The organism is Paenibacillus sp. B1-35, from assembly GCF_050474385.1.
Classification (GTDB): domain Bacteria; phylum Bacillota; class Bacilli; order Paenibacillales; family Paenibacillaceae; genus Paenibacillus_B; species Paenibacillus_B alvei.
Genome location: NZ_JBCHVJ010000006.1, coordinates 228,002 through 245,512 on the forward strand (window position 1 = coordinate 228,002; position 17,511 = coordinate 245,512).

The window sequence follows — 17,511 nt, forward strand, 5'->3', positions numbered from 1 at the left end:
TGGAACGGGGTGTTGCAAGTCATAACGGTAATTCCATTCAACACATATCCAGCATCAAACGATTGCCGCCTGAAACACGCGATATTCGCTCTCTCAGCTCGCTGCCTGCGTGGTACTGTTCCTCACTCTACTGCGATAGAGAAGCCGAAGGAGGCGAATACGCTCATAGTTCGCCTGCACCTCAGTATAGGAACCATCCAGCGCTTCCTCGCCAAATGCCCGCACATAAATTGGCTTCAAGTACTCTTCACCCAGTTCAGCAAAAGCCTGCTCAATGACTGCTCTCTGTTCTTCCGGCATCGAACAGAGCTCTGATTCAGCCAGATTGTTCACATTGTAGCCATCACGCTCTACCGTCTCAATGCGCATGATCAATTCACGCCGATCCACCTGTAGACGCTCCATTAATTGCTCAATAGAAAGCTGCTGCTGCAGTCCTTCTAGCAATACGCGCCGATCTGTAAGCTTGGAAAGCTCTTGGTTCTGCTTCGACTCCCATTCCGAATATACCCACTTCGCGAACTCCTCTTGTGACACAACTGTGGATATCCAATCCGGCGGAAAGGTCGTCGTCCGTTCGAATTGCTTGGCAATCGCAATAATATCTTCACCATAGGCGTTCAGCTTCGCCTCACCAAATCCAGGGAGCTGTTTCAGTTCTTCTAAGGTCTGCGGTAGCAGAGCGCTAACCATACGGAGCATGCGATTAGTCGCAATCCAGTATGGAGCTCGCCGCAGCTTGCTCGCAACATCCCTGCGCCATTTCGCAAGCTGTTCATACACCTCGGAACGAGCATACAAATCCGCGTAACAAGCGATCCACTCATTGCGCTCCTTCATTCTTCGCTCATGTATATCAGCTTCCGGTACAAATCCTATCGACAGTCGATACCCGGAATGGAGCAGACGCGCCAATCCGCATCGCATCGCCGCACGCATTTCCGCCCATACTGTTCCCTCAAACCATACTTCAGACGGCTGCCCATCCGGTTCCCAGAGGACAATCCATTTCCCTTCATCCTCTCCTGCAGTCACTAATCCATATGTACTATACTGACGAGACTCATCTCCCGAATCTCTCTTATCCAGAACCTTATCAACTCCTTCCAGCTTCATTCGCTCCAGCCTAGCCATCCATACAATCTGCATTAACTACGCCTCCTTAGTCAATAGGATCGATAATGAGTTAACATCCTCTACTGCTGTGTTCTTCTATTCATTTCTCGGACAAAAAAAGAAAGCACCCCATCACAATACGTACATACGTATCGCAATGAGGTGCTTCCTCGTCCTAGTTATGAATTTATTACCATTATAGCATGCTTCTCACAAGTGTCAATTCCTGTATTTCTATTTCTAAATGTTGGACGCTACTATATAATAAAGTCATTCTTATTGGAACAGCAGTTAAGGGAGGCTAACAAATGAGCAAGCACGATCTTGATTTTTTGTCAGACACCACAGAGACGACAACGACTCGCTTCGTCACCTTCGTTGGGCACAGCTATCGCCGCTTTGACCTCGCGATTACATCAACAGGCCGTTTTTACGGCAAGAAGCTCGTTACCGATTTACAAAGCGGGCTAACCGCAATACTTGGTCAGGACGATCTCAAGGAAGAAGGATACTTGGAATCTTTTTATCGTTTGTCTGAGGAAGAGGGAGAAGAGCTGCGCGGCTTCCTGTACATGGTGATTGGCGAGGCACAATTTACAGATTAAGACTTGCGCAATTATTTTCGGTATCTTGCACTTTATACGGATCAAATATGCCAAAAGGGAGGAGCCGTTGCCCCTCCCTTTCATTTAGTCGCTGCACACCATTGACTACAAGCCAACATACGAAATCATACTCTTCATTTCAAGCCGTTCAAATATTTCGCTGACAGATTCGCGTTCTGGTGCAAATACACATACATCTACCTTGCATTCCACCGGCACATCGCATTGAATGCGTGCAAGCTGACGCGACAAGTGAAGCATATCAAGGTCTGCTTCAATCTTCGTTCGCACACCCTTCGCCAGCTCCGATAAATTTTCCAAGATCCCTTCAATGCTGCTGTACTGTTGAATCAGCTTATGTGCAGTTTTTTCACCGATACCTCGAACGCCAGGATAATTATCCGCTGTATCCCCCATAAGCCCCTTCACATCAATAACCTGTTCTGGAGTCAACTGTCTCTCTTCCAGCAGTGACAACGGGGAGTATACTGCGTAATTACCGTGCCCTTTCTTCATGATGACAACCGTAGTCTTGTCATGTACCAGTTGCAGCATATCATGATCGCCTGTCAATACATACACATGCATATCTTCACGGAATAGGCGCGCCAAGGTTCCGATACAATCGTCTGCCTCATAGCCTTCAGCCGATATATTAGGAATGCCGAATCCATCCATCACATCCCGAATCAGTTGAAATTGAGGCACTAAATCTTCTGGACAATCGGGACGATTTGCTTTATAGTCTGTGAATTGCTCTGAACGAAATGTTTTACTTCCGAGATCCCAGCAGCAAGCAATATGCGTCGGCTCGAACCGCTCAACTGCATCCCAAAAATATCTCATGAAACCATACACCGCATTTGTTGGTGTTCCATCCTTCATTCGGCGAATCGAACCGCCGTATGCTGTAGCGAAATAGGCGCGAAATAAGAGCGCCATTCCATCAACGAGCAGTAAGCGCTGCTCTTTATTCCCATTCAATTGTACTTCCATTGGTATGGATAACCCCTTTCGCTTCAATGCCTAAAGACAAGTATATCATAATTCCTCCATGACCTAGATAACGGTTTCTGCCAAGCCCGGAATCCATACCATTTGATTGCCCATCTAAATTGATAGTTTTTAATTTAATCACGGTCTTCCTCTCCTTTCATACAGCCGTTAGCTATCCTTAGAGCTAAAGCTGCTCAATCTCCACACTGATTACGTGCTCGATGTTCTTAATGTAATAATAAATTTCCGTCAGATACTGCTGACTCGGCACAGAAAGAACCAGGTCGATTCGCTGACGATCCGAATCCAAATCCTTCAGCTTAAAGTGGCGGATATGAAACTCTTCGGCAGCTGGCCGATCCTTGCGCTGAATTTTCTTAATTAGATCGGTCATTTGGTGGTTGGACTCTACGACGATCTTCAACGACACATCATGCCGATTCAGTCTTGCAGGCCCAATCATCTTAATTGCATTCGGAATAAGATTGACAGCTGCAATCAGCAGTGCTGCCCCACAGGTTGCCTCCAAATAGAAACCGGCCCCAATCGCCACACCGAGTGCCGATGCAGACCAGATGAGCGCTGCAGAGGTAAGTCCAGATATTACCTCATTGCTTCTGCGCAAAATAACGCCCGCCCCAATAAAACCAACCCCGCTAATAATTTGTGCAGCCAAGCGCATCGGATCCATATTCGGATGATTGGTTCCGCCAAATTTCCCGAATGCCTCAATAGAAACAATCGTAACCAAGCAGCTGGCTATGCATATAACCATACTTGGTCTTAGGCCAAGCTGTTTTTGCTTTATTTGTCTGTCGAGTCCAATTAACAAGCCAAATAATAGTGCCAAGCACAGCTTCATCAACATTTCCAAAGTCAAAAATATCATGCCCGTTCACCCTCTTCCTCAAATTCACATCTACTGCCGTAGAAAAATGCACGCAAAAAAGCCCCCTCGCAAAAAGGGAGCTTACCGCATCCAACACCTACATTACTCGCATGTCAAAATAAGCCTACTGTATCCTCACGCTAATACCAAGCAAGATGAATCAAGGCATAACAAAACATGGGAGGGCCGTTAGTGTTGGACGGGTCCTCTTTACGATTCCATAACCATTGTTTAGAATAGCTCGGACTTCCTTCCAACAATTCCCCTCCCCTTTCTTTGTAAGTTAAATGCTCCATGTGGAATCTTACTTGTTCATGAGGCTTAACATGACCGAAGCATTTCACTTAATGCATGGAAGCTGTTCCCCACGCTTCTGCAAACATGTCCTCCTTGAAGCCAACCGTAGCCCGCTTCCCATCTGTGACAATCGGACGTTTGATCAGCTTGCCATTCGAAGCCAGCAGATCCAACTGCTCCTGCTCACTCATCGCAGGGAGCTTGTCTTTAAGCTGCATCTCCTTGTATACCTCGCCAGACGTATTAAAGAACTTCTTCAATTCCAAGCCGCTTTTAGCTACAAGCTTGCGTAATTCCTCACTGCTAGGCGGCTCCTCAACGATTGGGATCAATGTAACCTCATAGCCCTTTCCCTTCAGCCACTGCACTGCTTTTCGGCAAGTGCTGCACTTTGCATATTGATACACCGTAACGTTCATCATTCATTTTCTCCTTTCTTATCCTCAATTGTGAATGACCGTCCTATCCTAGAAGCCGTTCATGCAGCTCCACTAATTCTGGAGGAAGCTCAGCCGTGAAATGAAGCTCCGACCCATTCATCGGGTGCTTGAATCGCAGCTCAGAGGCATGCAGCGCATGCCGTGTTAATGGCTCGACTACCGCATGAAGCAGGGGAGTATTTACCAAGCTCGGATCCGCGTAGAACTTATCGCCGAGCAGTGGACATCCGATATGCTTCATATGTACCCGGATCTGATGTGTGCGTCCCGTTTCCAGACGGCAGCTTACACGTGAAGCTTGCCCTTGATAGGTTTCCAGCACATGGTAATGTGTAATGGAGTCGTAACCGTCTGGCGTTACGACACGAAGGTGCGGCTGCTCCTTATCTCGATCGATTGGCGCGCGCACGGTTCCTTCTTTCTCCTTAGGCACGCCAAACACAAATGCTTCATACTGCTTCCATACCTCATTATTCTGCATCTGATCTGCTAGCTGATGATGCGCATGTCCATGCTTGGCAACAATAAGCAGACCAGAGGTATCTTGATCGAGCCGATTCGCCGGACGAAACCGGGTACGCTCCCCCCGCATGCGCCAATGATGAACGACCCCATTCGCCAGTGTTCCATTTGGATATCCCTTAGTCGGATGTACAACCAATCCTGCCTGCTTATTGAGCACGAGAATATCCTCGTCCTCATACACAATGTGAATCGGGATCGGTTCGGGTTCTATCGTCTCGACATAGTCTTCTGCAATCTCCACACGAATCACATCACCTGCACGGAGCTTATCGCGCACAGTTAGCACTCTGCCATTATATTCGGTACCGCCATTTACCGTTATCGCTTGCTCTAATGTCTTAAGCCGCTTTAACAAGCGTCTGGATAAGTTCATCCTTGAGCGAAGAACAGTGCGGAGCTGAATCCCTTCCTCCCCTTCAGGAACTACATACGACAGCTCAGCTGCTACTTCCCCTGCCAAGGTGTCCGATTGCTGCTCTCGTTCTTCAATCATGCTGTTCCTTCTTCCCGAACACGTCAGCACTTCGCACATATTCCTGATCCTGAACACCAATAAGCATATTGGCACGGCGGGCTGCTGCGAAGAAATAATCTGACAATCGATTCACATACTTCATCACGTCCACGTGAACTGTCTCTTGATGTGAGAGTGTAACAAGCTGCCGTTCAGCTCGGCGGCATACCGTTCGACAAACATGCAGGGCCGCCGCCGTTTCCGATCCCCCTGGCAAAATAAACTTCGTTATCGGCGCATTCGCAGCCTCGTGCTCATCCACCCATTTTTCCAGTTGCTCCACTTGTTCGGATCGTATTTTATAGATAAACTTGCCTTGCTTCTTCTCTGCATAAGCAATATCTGCACCACAATCAAATAGCTCATGCTGGATCGTGGACAATTGCTCGCGCAACATCTCCATCTCACTTCTCCGACAGCATGTGATCGCCCATCCAACGAAGGAATTCAACTCATCGAGTTCACCATATGCCGTTACCCGCAGATGATCCTTCGGTACACGTCCTCCAATCAATGAGGTCGTTCCTTCATCTCCCGTCCGCGTATATAATTTCATTTGCAAATGCCCCCCTCACTACCGATCTATCTTGGGCTTCAAGTCTCCTGCACGCGTCACAAGGTTTACTTTCGCTTCCGTTTTGCGCTAATGTCCTCTGGTATGCCTGATGTCATGCGGAACCATTGCGAGCTTCGCTTCACCAGCTCACGATTCAATGCAGCGTGCTGCACAATGTATTCCACTTCCAATTGATTGGTAAACGGTGTATATCCCGGCGGCTCATTCGTAATAATGAACAGCTTGCCTTGAAATATGAACAACGCCTCTTGCAGCTCCATTCGCGCAGCTGTCAGCCGTGCAGTATATGCTGCATGATCCTGTTTATTGCCCAGTTCATCCATAATTTTCTTATGCGCACCGTATAAATAAGCAGTAACGCTGTCAATAACCAGCACGCGCCGATCTGCTCGAAACATATTCGATTGCTCATTAATCCGATGAAGAACCTCTGGCAATGCATATTCCGTATCTATGGTCTGCCATGTGAAATGGGGTGGCGCAGGCAATTCATCCGGAGGCGGTGTATGTTGGGTTTTCATATAAAATCCTTCATGCCCGAAAGTTGCTGCATAGTGCAGTGCAAATGATGTTTTTCCGCTCCCGGTGCTTCCTGTTACACCAATGATCACGAGCGCTCCCCCCTTTCACCTATTCTGTCTTAACTTGATGCTCTACGATTGCTTGGATTTCGCTATCCGCAATGTTCTTCCATTCACCGCTTTCTAACTTACTTCTTTGCGGCAAGTGCCTTAATAATCTCTACGGATCTGGCTTCATCTGGAGTCCGTGAAGGGATCGTAACAGACAACCCCTTCTCCTTAATGCCGTGCTTGTTCAGACCTGGCAGCTGCTCAGCCGGCAGCGAGAATAAGAAAGTTCCCTTACGTTCATTCTTCCCTTCATATACGGAACCTTCATACACGCCTTCGCGATATGTTTTGGCATCGAAATATTTATCCATCGGCACATGTCCTCCCTGAGGAGCCATTCTCTTCGCATCCTCTTCCGGAATGATCATGACACTATTTTCCCCTGCCGCATATTCCACGAACAGCTTCTCAATGCTATACAGCGGCGAAGCTACCACTTGGACTGTAAATTTATTTTCAAACGTCTTATTGAGATCATCCTGCAACGCTTGGGTCATTTCAGGAGGTACTGACGAGGATGTCATAATGAAAATCGTTGCATCCGCCTTAGGCCCCCCACAACCACTCACAAGCACAAGCATTACCGCTAGAACACCGATCCATCCCCAATTACGCATAATAGCCTGTCCCCTCTCTACGCAGCCCACATCACTGATATCTGTTAAGTTAATCCCAACCTTCACTATATCATAAACAACATAGGCAAAAAAAGAAGACTCCACGTAGGAGCCTTCTACTTGCTTCATCTATTTCATCAATTGTGATTTCATGTATTCATTAATTTTCAAATCCAACATGCTGCTAATCTCAATCACTGTCTCCGCAGTAAAGGATTGCTCCTCTTGAAACATTTGCTCCATCTGCTTGCGAAGGACAAGGATTTCATACTCAAGCGCCAGAAGCTTGGACGAAACGTTTCTTGTTCTGCCCGACCATCTCAAATGAGATCTTTCTTCTCTCACTGAACTATGCGGATACGACGTCAATGTATAGTTCGAACAAAACAATCGACCTTTCCTCCCTTCATGGCTTGACTAGAGTATCCTAGATATCTCCAACTGTTCCATAACATGGAACAGTTGAGCGAGACATGTTATATTATACCAGAGGAAAAGAAAGAAAACTAGTTCATTTTCGTTGATTATGAATAAAAATCACATTTCCTGCTTCATCTTGTCGAGAAAACGCCCCATACGGTCGAGAGCTTCATTCAACTGCGTAACAGATGTCGCATAAGAGCAGCGAATATGGCCCTCACCTCCCAGACCGAACACATCGCCGGGAACGGCTGCAACCTTAGCTTCGAACAGCAGCCGATGTGCAAATTGTTCCGAAGTAAGACCTGTAGACTTAATGGATGGGAATGCATAGAAAGCCCCTTGCGGCTCATGGCATTCCAGCCCAATCTCGCGGAAGCCGTTCACAACGAGACGTCTGCGCTGATTGTAAGACTCCATCATATGATCCTTCTCACTCATACCATTGCGCAGTGCCTCAAGTGCCGCAATTTGTCCCATAATCGGTGCACACATGACGGTATATTGATGAATTTTCATCATCGCAGCAATGATTTCCGGATGACCGCATGCATACCCCATACGCCAGCCAGTCATCGCAAATGCCTTGGAAAAGCCGCTGACAAGCACGGTTCTGTCCTTCATCCCCGGAATGGAAGCGAAGCTGACATGCTTCTGATCATACGTTAACTCCGCGTAAATTTCATCTGAAATCACGATCAGATCATGCTCTTCAACAATCTTGGCTATTGGCAGCCAGTCTTCATATGTCATGATGCCGCCCGTAGGATTGCTCGGATAGCACAGAATCAGCACCTTGGACTTAGGTGTAATTTTGGCTTTTAACGCCTCCGCTGTCAGCTTGAATTGATTTTCAGCGTGCGTTTCAATTCCTACCGCTACACCACCGCCAATTGATACGATTGGTGAGTACGAGATATAGCACGGTTCTGGTATTAAAATTTCGTCGCCAGGCGCAACCAACGTCCGCAGCGCCAAGTCGATGGCCTCCGATCCGCCAACCGTTACCAGCACTTCCTCTGACGGTTCATACTTCACATGGAATGAATGGTTTAAGTATTCTGCGATCGCTTCGCGAAGCTCCAGCATCCCTGCATTAGAGGTATACTTCGTACGACCGCGCTCCAATGAATATACGCAAGCTTCACGAACATGCCAAGGCGTGCAAAAATCCGGTTCCCCAACACCTAAAGTGATGATATCCTTGCTGGCATTAGCCAAATCGAAGAACTTGCGAATACCGGATGGGGCAATATCGCGCACGAGTGGATTAATGTAGCCGCTCATAGAGCGTACGCCAGCTTGCTTCTCTTCTTCTTTAATCATGGTACATCACCTTTCACGGGGTAATTACGAGACGATGATCATCCTCGCGCTCTTCATATATGATGCCATCCTGCTTATACTTCTTCAGGATGAAGTGAGTTTTGGTCGATAGAACTGATTCAATCGGAGACAGCTTGTCGGATACAAAGGAAGCCACTTCACGCAGGTTCTTCCCTTCCACCTCAACAAGCAAATCATATGCACCGGACATTAAGTAGACGGATTTCACTTGCGGGAACAAATAAATCCGCTCAGCAATGCCCTCAAATCCGCGGCCGCGCTCAGGCGTAATTTGAACCTCAATGAGAGCCGTAACCGTCTCGTCGTCAACCTTGCTCCAATTCACTACCGTTGCATATTTAACAATGACGTGCTCCTCTTCCATCTCGGTAATCGCAGTGCGTACCTTCTCTTCGTCCACGCCTAGCATCGTAGCGATGAGCGCCGGGGAACGACGCGCGTCCTCTTTTAACAATTTCAGTATGCTAATATTAAAATCGCTCAATTCCTTCATATTCGTTCCTCCCTCGGCCTGCAGCGGCAAGCCGATTTTAGTGTAAATATGCTACATATGATACACCTTTTCACAGCCTCGTGCCAATAATCAGTGGTCTTCGCAATGAATCCGCTTTATCTCCTACAACTATGATACCTGTTGCCGTAATGGAATTGAAGGTCCACGGCCACGCGAAATTGCGGCTGTACTGGTTGGTCTTTGCATTGTTTGCCTCAGCAAGAGAAAAGGCTGCCGATGTGCTCAGCAGCCCTCTATCCTTTTTACATGTAATTGTTATAGTTCCCTTGGTGATGCTCTTGGGAAGGATAAGCATGCTGCTGATAGTGACCATATCCCGCTCCCGCTTGGCCAAGCTTCTGTTGTACGAACTGATTGCACTTCATTTGCAGCTGTTGATTGTCATTCAATAGCTTGTTTATCTCTTGACGCAAAGCAGGTGACGCTACGGAATACATATTATTTTGTTCCATAATCGTGAACAGCTGACCTTGCAGCGTTAACGTGCTATGCGTTAACTCAGTGAACATCTGCCGTACCACCGGACAGGCAGCCTCCGTAACACCTGTTGTATATTCGCGAGAGGTTCGCTTCAAATCTGCCAAGATCGAAGACAGCAAGTCCTTTTCTTGCATGAATTGATTATTTTGAGCTCCATTCATACTGCGGCTCCTCCTTCATTCCTTCTATTATTGAGATTGCTGCGGGCTGGTTGGCGCCAAATGTGCGTGCTGCTGTAGAGTATGCAGCAATGCATTCATGTGCTGCTGATGAACATTGATCATTTGTGTCAGCGCCTGTTGAACGCCGGGAGTAGTCGCTATCGAAGCGGTTGCCGCACATTGCTTGATAAGCAAATCTTCATTGGAAATGGAGTCAACGATATACTCTAATTCTTTCGCTGATAATGGCTTCATAGAGCCTTGATGTGACTGTTGGTTATGCTGAGCATATTGCATCTGAGCATACTCCTTTCATCATGTCTGTAGGTTGTTGTTCTCTATGTATTATGAACCCAATATCAGGGAAATATGTAACCGGAAATACAGAATAAGGGGGAAAACCCGTGGATTTACTATATGGATCGCGTTCTTGGGAACCTATATTGCCTAAAAGGATTGCACATTCTCCCTGACAACACACAGTGGGGATCTGCATAAGATACGGCAAGAACGCTTTTTTGATTTGGGAAACGAAGCGGCATTTTATACTTGCGAACCTCAACTGATAAGCGAATTGTTGCAGGTGGGTGTTACGATTGAATGTGGTTCCCATCCAGACGCTGGACTATTTCGGTATTCGAGGAGATAAGTTGTGAATCGAGATTGACATCATATCCTTATTTGAGAATGTAATACATGAAAGCCCCACTGCTTCTATGAAGCATGCAGGGCTTTACTTATTTCCCCGGAGGATGATTTTTCACTAATGTTCGGACACATATTGCACTGATAATCGGAAACGCTCCAATGACAGTCAAAAAAGCAACGACTACCGCATCTGTCGTTTTCCATTGAACAACAACTAAATAGGCTGCAACTCCCACCATTCGCCCAATCAGCAGGCCAAATTCACGCAATACCGTCAGTTCGACGCGCTGTGATGCGGACTGCTCATTTACTCCCATAATGTCGAAAGTAACCGACGTCATTGGGATAACGAATAATGGTGAGAACAAAGAAGTAATGACACCGAATAGCAACAGACTTCCATATCCAACATGGAAAAACAGTGGAATGACCGCAAGTGCCATAGCAATTGTTCCGAGAAACAAACCCGGTGCACGGAAGGCCGGGCGCATAATCTTACCGATTACATAGAAGCTGCCTAATGCAGCAGCTGAAGTAATTAGCGTGTAATTCCCCAGCTTCATTTCGTTTGTCGTCGCAATATACACCACCAGTCCAATTAAGAAAGCGAAGACACCATCCCTGACACCTTGTGCAGCCAGCGCCGGCAGCGCGAGCCTCCAAGGACTATCGGTGGATTTCCACTCTGTAAAGGGCAGCGTCCAGTTATAATGCCCCTCAGGAGGACGCTTGCGCAGCCAAAAGCTGAAAATAATTGCCCCAATAAACACCCCGAACGAAACGGTAAAGATAATGCGATAACCTATCCCATCGCCAAGCTTGGAGATCAGATAACCGGAAGCCCACGGTGCAGCCATACCGCAGCATGATCCAATTAGGCCGGCCCAGCCATTATATAGGTCACGATTTTCAGGGTCTGTTACCTCAAAATACACCACGTTATAAGCAAGCCAAAAGGCCCCGAATGCTGCACCTAGCAGGAATCCCAGCAGCCATATGTAATCAACAGCACCTTTGCCGAGCCAAAGCACAGCTGCATAGAAGGCTCCCGCTAATCCGATTCCAAGCCGCAAGCAATTCATTTTGTTGCCTTCCTTTACCCACTTGCCGGCAAAATAGAAGACCAATCCACTGGATATTTGCTGACTGAACGCAAACCAGCCGATTAAGCTGTAATCGGAGGCTGCCTTCCATAGAAAAACATTGACGAATGCCCCGGATAGAGCATTCGCCAACGAAAAGAGGCCAAAAACGATCAACAGCAAAAGCGATTGAGCGTCAAGACGCGCTGTCACGAAGGGAACCCCTCCCTTGCTTAATCGGGCATATAGCCCTCTTCGTTACAGCTTTTAAGTTGCCCTAAAGCAGGCGTCTTATGATATTTTATTCTGACTGCGCGCGGCGAACGACTTCCATCAACGGCTCACGATGCGGTTCGGCCAATACTTTTGATACTTGGAAGCATGATGTGCACACATATACATTCATTCGGAAAGGCGCCGTTACAATTGGCTCCTTCAACGATTCTGATACATTCGGCTCAAAATGATTGGAGCTAATGGTTTCTGTGCCGGCCAGCAACATATATTCTCTGCATTGTGGACATTCTGGTACTTCAGCTTGTCCATGCAGTGCCTTGTCCACTCCCTCTTGATAGCGCAAGGAATCTGAATCGCCGAACATGGCAGCATCCTCTGCCCATCCGAAGTTGGACCAGCCTTTTTCTTCTGCTTCTTCCTGATCATGCTCGTGCTCATCATGATCGCCATGCTGCTTATCGGGGTCATGCTCAATATCTACATTCAATGTTCGATAAGCATTCAGTTCATTGTGGCAATGTGGGCACTCCTCTTCAGGACCAAGCACCTCATCCCACACAATTTCCGTATCACACCAAGGACAAATTTGACTCATGTCCTATCAACCTGCCTTTCGTAAATGAGAAGGCTCCTTCAATTGCTTGCAGAGCACATCCCTCAGTTATCTTAGATGTCTTCACTCAATATCGTTATACTCGTCCGTGCCTGGCTGCTACTACTGATAACAGCTTCTACAGGTTCACCCAATACACGATTCCGATAATAATAAATATCGCTGCCAATGCAAACAGTGTTCCCCATAAGTACTTCATGCAAGACCTCCGCTGCGATAGTAACGAACCTCAAACCTACTGATCTATTTAATGCTAGCTCCAATAATGTAGGACATGGATACCGAGATCACCATAGACAATAAGCCTACTGCACGATTATCCTTTTGAATCTCATCGTCCAACTTGAAGTACGGCATCAAAAATCCAAACAAAAAGTAAGCCAATAACAGCAGTACATACCCAAGGGCCGCCCATGTCAATGATGCATACAGTGTATCCCGCGCTACCATTCCGAAGCGAAAGATATTGCAAATCCCGAAGATTTTACCGGATGTGGCCATCGCAACACTAATATTTCCTTTGCGAATTTCTTCCCAGCATCTGTATCGCGTCACTAATTCAAATATGGACAAAAACAACACAAGCGCCAGCACGGTTACAGAAAAATAGGCACACATGGATACGTATGGGTTACTAAGCCATTGCTCAATAAATCGTTCCACATTCATCCTCCCCGGTTCACTGTTACTTCAGTTCTGCAACTGTAATTCCTGTACCACCCTCACCATAGTTGCCGAGACGGAACGTCTTCACATGTTTATGCTTGCGCAGGAACTCCTGGATTCCCGTTCTCAGAATTCCCGTCCCCTTGCCATGAATGATGTACACTTGTCCCAAATTAGCGAGCAGCGCCTCATCCAGGAACCGATCCACCTCAATGATGGCCTCTTCCAAGTTGGCTCCGCGCAAGTCAAGCTCAGAACGTACATTATCTGCTCGTGTACGCTTCACATTTGTGCCTGTTTTGACAGACTTGCTGCTCTGCTTCGAAGCCGAGGAAGTGACAAGTTCCAGATCGTCCATTGGAACCTTCATTTTCATAATGCCAAGCTGCACGACTGCTTCGTTGCCCGCCAGTTCGACTACGCTGCCCTTCTGATTCAAGCTGTACACCATAACGTCATCCCCAGCTTCAATCTTGCGAGCCTGCTTCTTCGCTGGCTTCGCCTTGGAGGCAAGCTTGCTTGCTGGAGCAGCTTCATCCAGCCGCTTGCGCGCCTCGGTTAGCAGATGCTCCTTCACATTTACGCCTTCCTGAGCGAGCAGCTTCAGTTCAGTAATGATGTCATCCGCTTCATGACGCGCTTTACGAACGATTTCGCGCGCTTCCTCGGAAGCACGCTCGATTCGCTTGTCGCGCTCTGCGTGAAGCTTCGCTTCCTCAGAGGCAAGCACTGCTCGAAGATGCTCTGTTTCCTTCCGTATCCTCTCCGCTTCCTCGCGTTCCGCTTCTGCACGAAGACGGTTCTCCTCTAGTGAAGCGATCATCGTCTCGATACGCATATCCTCTTCTGTCACTTCTCCACGAGCATGTTCAATAATGGAGGATGGCAGGCCAAGGCGTTCTGCAATTGCAAATGCATTGCTTCGGCCTGGAACACCAACAAGAAGTCTATACGTTGGACGCAGTGTTTGCACATCAAATTCCATGCTGGCATTAATAACGCCCTTGCGCTCATATGCATATGCCTTCAGCTCACTATAGTGAGTGGTTGCAACGATTCTGCAGCCCAGGCGATGAATATGTTCGAGAATCGCAATCGCCAAAGCAGAACCTTCCGCAGGATCTGTTCCCGCTCCAAGCTCGTCTAGCAGCACAAGACTTTTCGGTGTCATTTCACCTAAAATGCGAATAATGTTCGTCAAATGACTGGAGAACGTACTCAAGCTTTGCTCAATACTTTGCTCATCACCGATGTCGGCGTAAATGGCATCAAATACACACATTTGGCTGCCGTCCTGCGCCGGTATAAATAAACCAGACATGGACATAAGGCTCAGCAGCCCCATCGTTTTCAACGATACTGTCTTACCACCTGTGTTCGGTCCAGTAACAATGATTGAGGTATAGTCATTGCCAAGCTCCACGTCAATTGGCACAACTTTTTCCCTATCGATAAGCGGGTGGCGGCCTTTAATCAGCTTCATATAACCGCGGTCATTCATGCGTGGCAGCGTAGCTTTCATCTCATGCGCTAAGCGAGCCTTGGCAAAGATAAAATCCAACTGCTCCATGATATCTGTATCATTCAATAATAGATCCACCTGCAAACCTACATGTTCGGTCAATTGAGACAGAATCCGTTCAATTTCACGCTCTTCTCTGAGCTTCGTTTCCCGCAGCTTGTTATTCAGCGTAACAATCGCTTCCGGCTCGATGAAGAGCGTAGCACCAGAGCTTGATTGGTCATGTACAATTCCGCCATAATGACCGCGGTATTCTGACTTAACCGGGATTACATACCGATCATTTCGGATAGTGATGAGTTGCTCCTGCAGCATCTTGGATGCATTGGATGATCGAATCATCGATTCCAGTTTTTCCCGAATACGGGCTTCTCCGATGCGCAGCTCGCGACGTGCAGCTGCCAGCTCCGAACTGGCTTGATCCAGCACTTCACCCTGCTCGTCGATACAGCGTCTAATCTCATCTTCCAATTCTTTTTGCCAGCTTAAAGAATCCGCCAGCTCCATCATCAGCGGCACCGGGTTGTCCTCATGCACACTCTCAATATGGCGTCTCACGCGACGACCTGCGAAGATCAGCACGGAAATCTCCCACAATTCATTTGCGCTTAGCATTGCATTAATGCGTGCACGCTTTACGGCAGGGCGTATATCGGCAACACCAGAGAAGGGAGCTCCGCCCTTCAACCGATCTATCGTCATCGCCTCATCTGTCGCCTGCAGGCGACGCTTCACTTCCTCCAAATCCGTGCTCGGCAGCAGGGACAAGGAAGCATGTTCCCCTAACGGGGTAGCCGCATGTCGGGCAAGCGATTGCAGTATTTTATGGTAATCCATTGTTTTTAAAATTTTCGAGTCCAAAACAAGTCACGGCTCCTCTCGCTGTTCATTATAGCGGTATACCGAAATAATGGCTATCCAATGTCTGAACATGCCACTCATGAATATCGCGGATAAGGTTACAATAATTGTTGCACAAACCTATACCCTTCAAACGAGTAAGGAGGAAAAGTCCATGAGTTTTCTCGGTCATGTCGTTCGATTCATTGTGGCAGCCATCGTATTGATGGTTACGGGCTGGATTGTGCCGATGTTTACCGTAGGCGGTTTCTGGAGTGCCTTAATCCTTGCCTTAGTCATAGCCTTATTCGGCTGGATTGTCGAAGGCATTTTTGGAAAAAGAGTCACGCCGTTCGGACGCGGGATCGTTGGCTTCATCGCCAGCGCCGTCGTCATTTACATCGCTCAATTCTTTGTTGGCGGTGTATCCGTCTCGGTACTTGGCGCTATTATTGCAGCGCTTGTCATTGGATTGATCGACCTGTTCATTCCAGTTGCGACACCATTCGAAGCTGGCCGCGAGTCCAAATAACGGCCTAATGTCTCGAGGGCTGCTTCCTTCGTTCTGAATGAGCGAGTCCATGTATAACCCCCTTCTCTTCGCTCCATACATGCAATGGAAAAAGTTGATACTTTCCGTTACACTATATGGACGAGGAGAGGAGGAATTATACAAATGCTGGCAAGAAGCAGCCTAAGGTCGCTCATCACATGCCTATCGCTCACAGCGTTTATGGTCTCTGGATGCGGCGGACAATCCAATCAGGCTCAAGAAGACAACGTAAAAACAGACAAAGAGCTCGTGATTAAAGCAACTAATTTCAAGTTCGATAAGTCTGAATATCGCGTTAAGTCAGGTGAACCAATCCGTATCGTATTAGATGCTGTTGGCAATCACGGGGTTGCCATCAAGGAGTTACATTTGTCCCTTGATCCAACTCATCCCCAGCAAGTCATAACTCCGGAACAACCCGGTACATACGACTTGTCATGCACGATTTTGTGCGGCCCGGGACACAATGAGATGACAGCTAAATTTATTGTCGAAAAATGAGCGGCCGCCGTGATCCCTGTCTAGTACCTGGGGGACGGCGGTCTGTTCATTCGTTCATGTATGTGATTGAAGTTACGTACACGCACGATTCAGCAAGAGATACTATAGCCACTGAGCCCACTTTACAGCCTCAACCATAACATCTGGCATCCACTTTCCGGTTCTGTCAACCCATAATGAAGAATCAACCCAGCTACGGAATGCTCCAGCAGGCCAAGCTCGCAGCAGAATATATATCATACACCACAAAAAGATAAACTGCACCAAGCCGAGCACAGCTCCTGTTACCCGATCCACGGTTCGTACCGGTTTTACATCTGTGAACTTCTTCAGAGCAAAACGAATAAGCCATAGACCGACCAATACAAACGTAAACAACAGCAAAAAGGCGACGACAGCGTGTACAGTATCCATCAATGAAGCCGTCAAAGACGCGTCCCCGCCTGTATTCGCTCCTGTCCCGCTGCTAGTTGTGGTGAACACTCTCTTCCTCACCCATGGTACAAAATCCACATAAAATCGGGCTGCAACGATAAATGCTGCAATATAGCCGAATAGGGAGAGCGCGATAGATTTGAATCCTCGCACAGCTCCCAATACCATACATGCAACAGCCGCTCCCACTATGATGTAATCCAGGACGTTCCATGAAGCAAATACCGCTGCAACTTCCCTCCATACCTTGTCAAAAAACAATCCTATTTCATGCATCATTTATT

At 47.5% G+C, this 17,511-nt stretch carries 22 protein-coding genes; 3 read left to right on the forward strand and 19 right to left on the reverse strand.

Features of this window, described 5'->3' with window-relative positions; genetic code table 11:
* Positions 1-93 precede the first annotated feature (93 nt).
* Positions 94-1,149, reverse strand: a complete 1,056-nt coding sequence (locus tag ACQ5BJ_RS20195; RefSeq protein ID WP_005548490.1) for an HRDC domain-containing protein — start codon at positions 1,147-1,149, stop codon at positions 94-96.
* Between the two features lie 275 nt (positions 1,150-1,424).
* Here ACQ5BJ_RS20195 and ACQ5BJ_RS20200 point away from each other — a divergent pair, with 275 nt between their 5' ends.
* Positions 1,425-1,721 carry a DUF3055 domain-containing protein gene (locus ACQ5BJ_RS20200; RefSeq protein WP_005548491.1) on the forward strand — a complete coding sequence of 99 codons (297 nt, stop codon included), beginning with the start codon at positions 1,425-1,427 and terminating at the stop codon, positions 1,719-1,721.
* 105 nt (positions 1,722-1,826) lie between these two features.
* Here the strand turns inward: ACQ5BJ_RS20200 and ACQ5BJ_RS20205 are convergent, their stop codons facing one another.
* The 17 genes from ACQ5BJ_RS20205 to ACQ5BJ_RS20285 all read right to left on the reverse strand — a co-directional run bounded on the left by ACQ5BJ_RS20205 (position 1,827) and on the right by ACQ5BJ_RS20285 (position 15,759).
* A complete protein-coding gene (locus ACQ5BJ_RS20205) occupies positions 1,827-2,717 on the reverse strand; it encodes a 5'-3' exonuclease (RefSeq protein WP_289356156.1) in 891 nt (296 codons plus the stop codon).
* Positions 2,692-2,859 (reverse strand): hypothetical protein, encoded by a 168-nt coding sequence (locus ACQ5BJ_RS20210; protein ID WP_268599003.1) that lies wholly within the window; start codon positions 2,857-2,859, stop codon positions 2,692-2,694. The genes ACQ5BJ_RS20205 and ACQ5BJ_RS20210 overlap by 26 nt, the downstream gene beginning before the upstream one ends.
* A 42-nt stretch (positions 2,860-2,901) precedes the next feature.
* Positions 2,902-3,606 (reverse strand): MgtC/SapB family protein, encoded by a 705-nt coding sequence (locus tag ACQ5BJ_RS20215; protein ID WP_005548495.1) that lies wholly within the window; start codon positions 3,604-3,606, stop codon positions 2,902-2,904.
* 344 nt (positions 3,607-3,950) lie between these two features.
* Positions 3,951-4,325 (reverse strand): arsenate reductase family protein, encoded by a 375-nt coding sequence (locus tag ACQ5BJ_RS20220; protein WP_005548497.1) that lies wholly within the window; start codon positions 4,323-4,325, stop codon positions 3,951-3,953.
* 40 nt (positions 4,326-4,365) lie between these two features.
* Positions 4,366-5,361: an RluA family pseudouridine synthase gene (locus ACQ5BJ_RS20225; protein WP_005548498.1), complete on the reverse strand. Its 996-nt coding sequence runs from the start codon at positions 5,359-5,361 to the stop codon at positions 4,366-4,368.
* A complete protein-coding gene (locus ACQ5BJ_RS20230) occupies positions 5,354-5,938 on the reverse strand; it encodes a cob(I)yrinic acid a,c-diamide adenosyltransferase (RefSeq protein WP_005548499.1) in 585 nt (194 codons plus the stop codon). The genes ACQ5BJ_RS20225 and ACQ5BJ_RS20230 overlap by 8 nt, the downstream gene beginning before the upstream one ends.
* 65 nt (positions 5,939-6,003) lie before the next feature.
* Positions 6,004-6,570, reverse strand: a complete 567-nt coding sequence (locus ACQ5BJ_RS20235) for a bifunctional adenosylcobinamide kinase/adenosylcobinamide-phosphate guanylyltransferase (RefSeq protein WP_005548500.1) — start codon at positions 6,568-6,570, stop codon at positions 6,004-6,006.
* Between the two features lie 98 nt (positions 6,571-6,668).
* Positions 6,669-7,313 (reverse strand): hypothetical protein, encoded by a 645-nt coding sequence (locus ACQ5BJ_RS20240; RefSeq protein WP_005548501.1) that lies wholly within the window; start codon positions 7,311-7,313, stop codon positions 6,669-6,671.
* A gap of 24 nt (positions 7,314-7,337) precedes the next feature.
* A complete protein-coding gene (locus ACQ5BJ_RS20245; RefSeq protein ID WP_306416469.1) occupies positions 7,338-7,532 on the reverse strand; it encodes an aspartyl-phosphate phosphatase Spo0E family protein in 195 nt (64 codons plus the stop codon).
* Between the two features lie 213 nt (positions 7,533-7,745).
* Positions 7,746-8,954, reverse strand: coding sequence for an aminotransferase class I/II-fold pyridoxal phosphate-dependent enzyme (locus ACQ5BJ_RS20250; protein WP_005548505.1), 1,209 nt, complete (start codon positions 8,952-8,954; stop codon positions 7,746-7,748).
* 13 nt (positions 8,955-8,967) lie between these two features.
* Positions 8,968-9,468, reverse strand: coding sequence for an Lrp/AsnC family transcriptional regulator (locus ACQ5BJ_RS20255; protein ID WP_268599007.1), 501 nt, complete (start codon positions 9,466-9,468; stop codon positions 8,968-8,970).
* 263 nt (positions 9,469-9,731) lie between these two features.
* Positions 9,732-10,130, reverse strand: coding sequence for a spore coat protein (locus ACQ5BJ_RS20260; protein ID WP_005548509.1), 399 nt, complete (start codon positions 10,128-10,130; stop codon positions 9,732-9,734).
* Between the two features lie 27 nt (positions 10,131-10,157).
* On the reverse strand, positions 10,158-10,427 hold the full coding sequence (locus ACQ5BJ_RS20265) for a hypothetical protein (protein WP_005548511.1): 270 nt from the start codon (positions 10,425-10,427) through the stop codon (positions 10,158-10,160).
* Between the two features lie 440 nt (positions 10,428-10,867).
* A complete protein-coding gene (locus ACQ5BJ_RS20270; RefSeq protein WP_430112129.1) occupies positions 10,868-12,073 on the reverse strand; it encodes an MFS transporter in 1,206 nt (401 codons plus the stop codon).
* 88 nt (positions 12,074-12,161) lie between these two features.
* On the reverse strand, positions 12,162-12,692 hold the full coding sequence (locus tag ACQ5BJ_RS20275; protein WP_005548516.1) for a hypothetical protein: 531 nt from the start codon (positions 12,690-12,692) through the stop codon (positions 12,162-12,164).
* Between the two features lie 261 nt (positions 12,693-12,953).
* Positions 12,954-13,373 carry a DUF350 domain-containing protein gene (locus ACQ5BJ_RS20280; protein ID WP_005548517.1) on the reverse strand — a complete coding sequence of 140 codons (420 nt, stop codon included), beginning with the start codon at positions 13,371-13,373 and terminating at the stop codon, positions 12,954-12,956.
* 22 nt (positions 13,374-13,395) lie between these two features.
* Complete coding sequence (locus ACQ5BJ_RS20285; protein WP_430112131.1) at positions 13,396-15,759, reverse strand: endonuclease MutS2; 2,364 nt, start codon at positions 15,757-15,759, stop codon at positions 13,396-13,398.
* A gap of 154 nt (positions 15,760-15,913) precedes the next feature.
* Here ACQ5BJ_RS20285 and ACQ5BJ_RS20290 point away from each other — a divergent pair, with 154 nt between their 5' ends.
* Together ACQ5BJ_RS20290 and ACQ5BJ_RS20295 are read left to right on the forward strand one after the other, a co-directional pair.
* On the forward strand, positions 15,914-16,270 hold the full coding sequence (locus tag ACQ5BJ_RS20290) for a phage holin family protein (RefSeq protein ID WP_005548522.1): 357 nt from the start codon (positions 15,914-15,916) through the stop codon (positions 16,268-16,270).
* Between the two features lie 144 nt (positions 16,271-16,414).
* Positions 16,415-16,792, forward strand: a complete 378-nt coding sequence (locus tag ACQ5BJ_RS20295) for a hypothetical protein (protein WP_005548524.1) — start codon at positions 16,415-16,417, stop codon at positions 16,790-16,792.
* A 102-nt stretch (positions 16,793-16,894) separates the two neighbouring features.
* Here the strand turns inward: ACQ5BJ_RS20295 and ACQ5BJ_RS20300 are convergent, their stop codons facing one another.
* Positions 16,895-17,506 (reverse strand): CvpA family protein, encoded by a 612-nt coding sequence (locus ACQ5BJ_RS20300; RefSeq protein WP_430112133.1) that lies wholly within the window; start codon positions 17,504-17,506, stop codon positions 16,895-16,897.
* Positions 17,507-17,511: the final 5 nt, after the last annotated feature.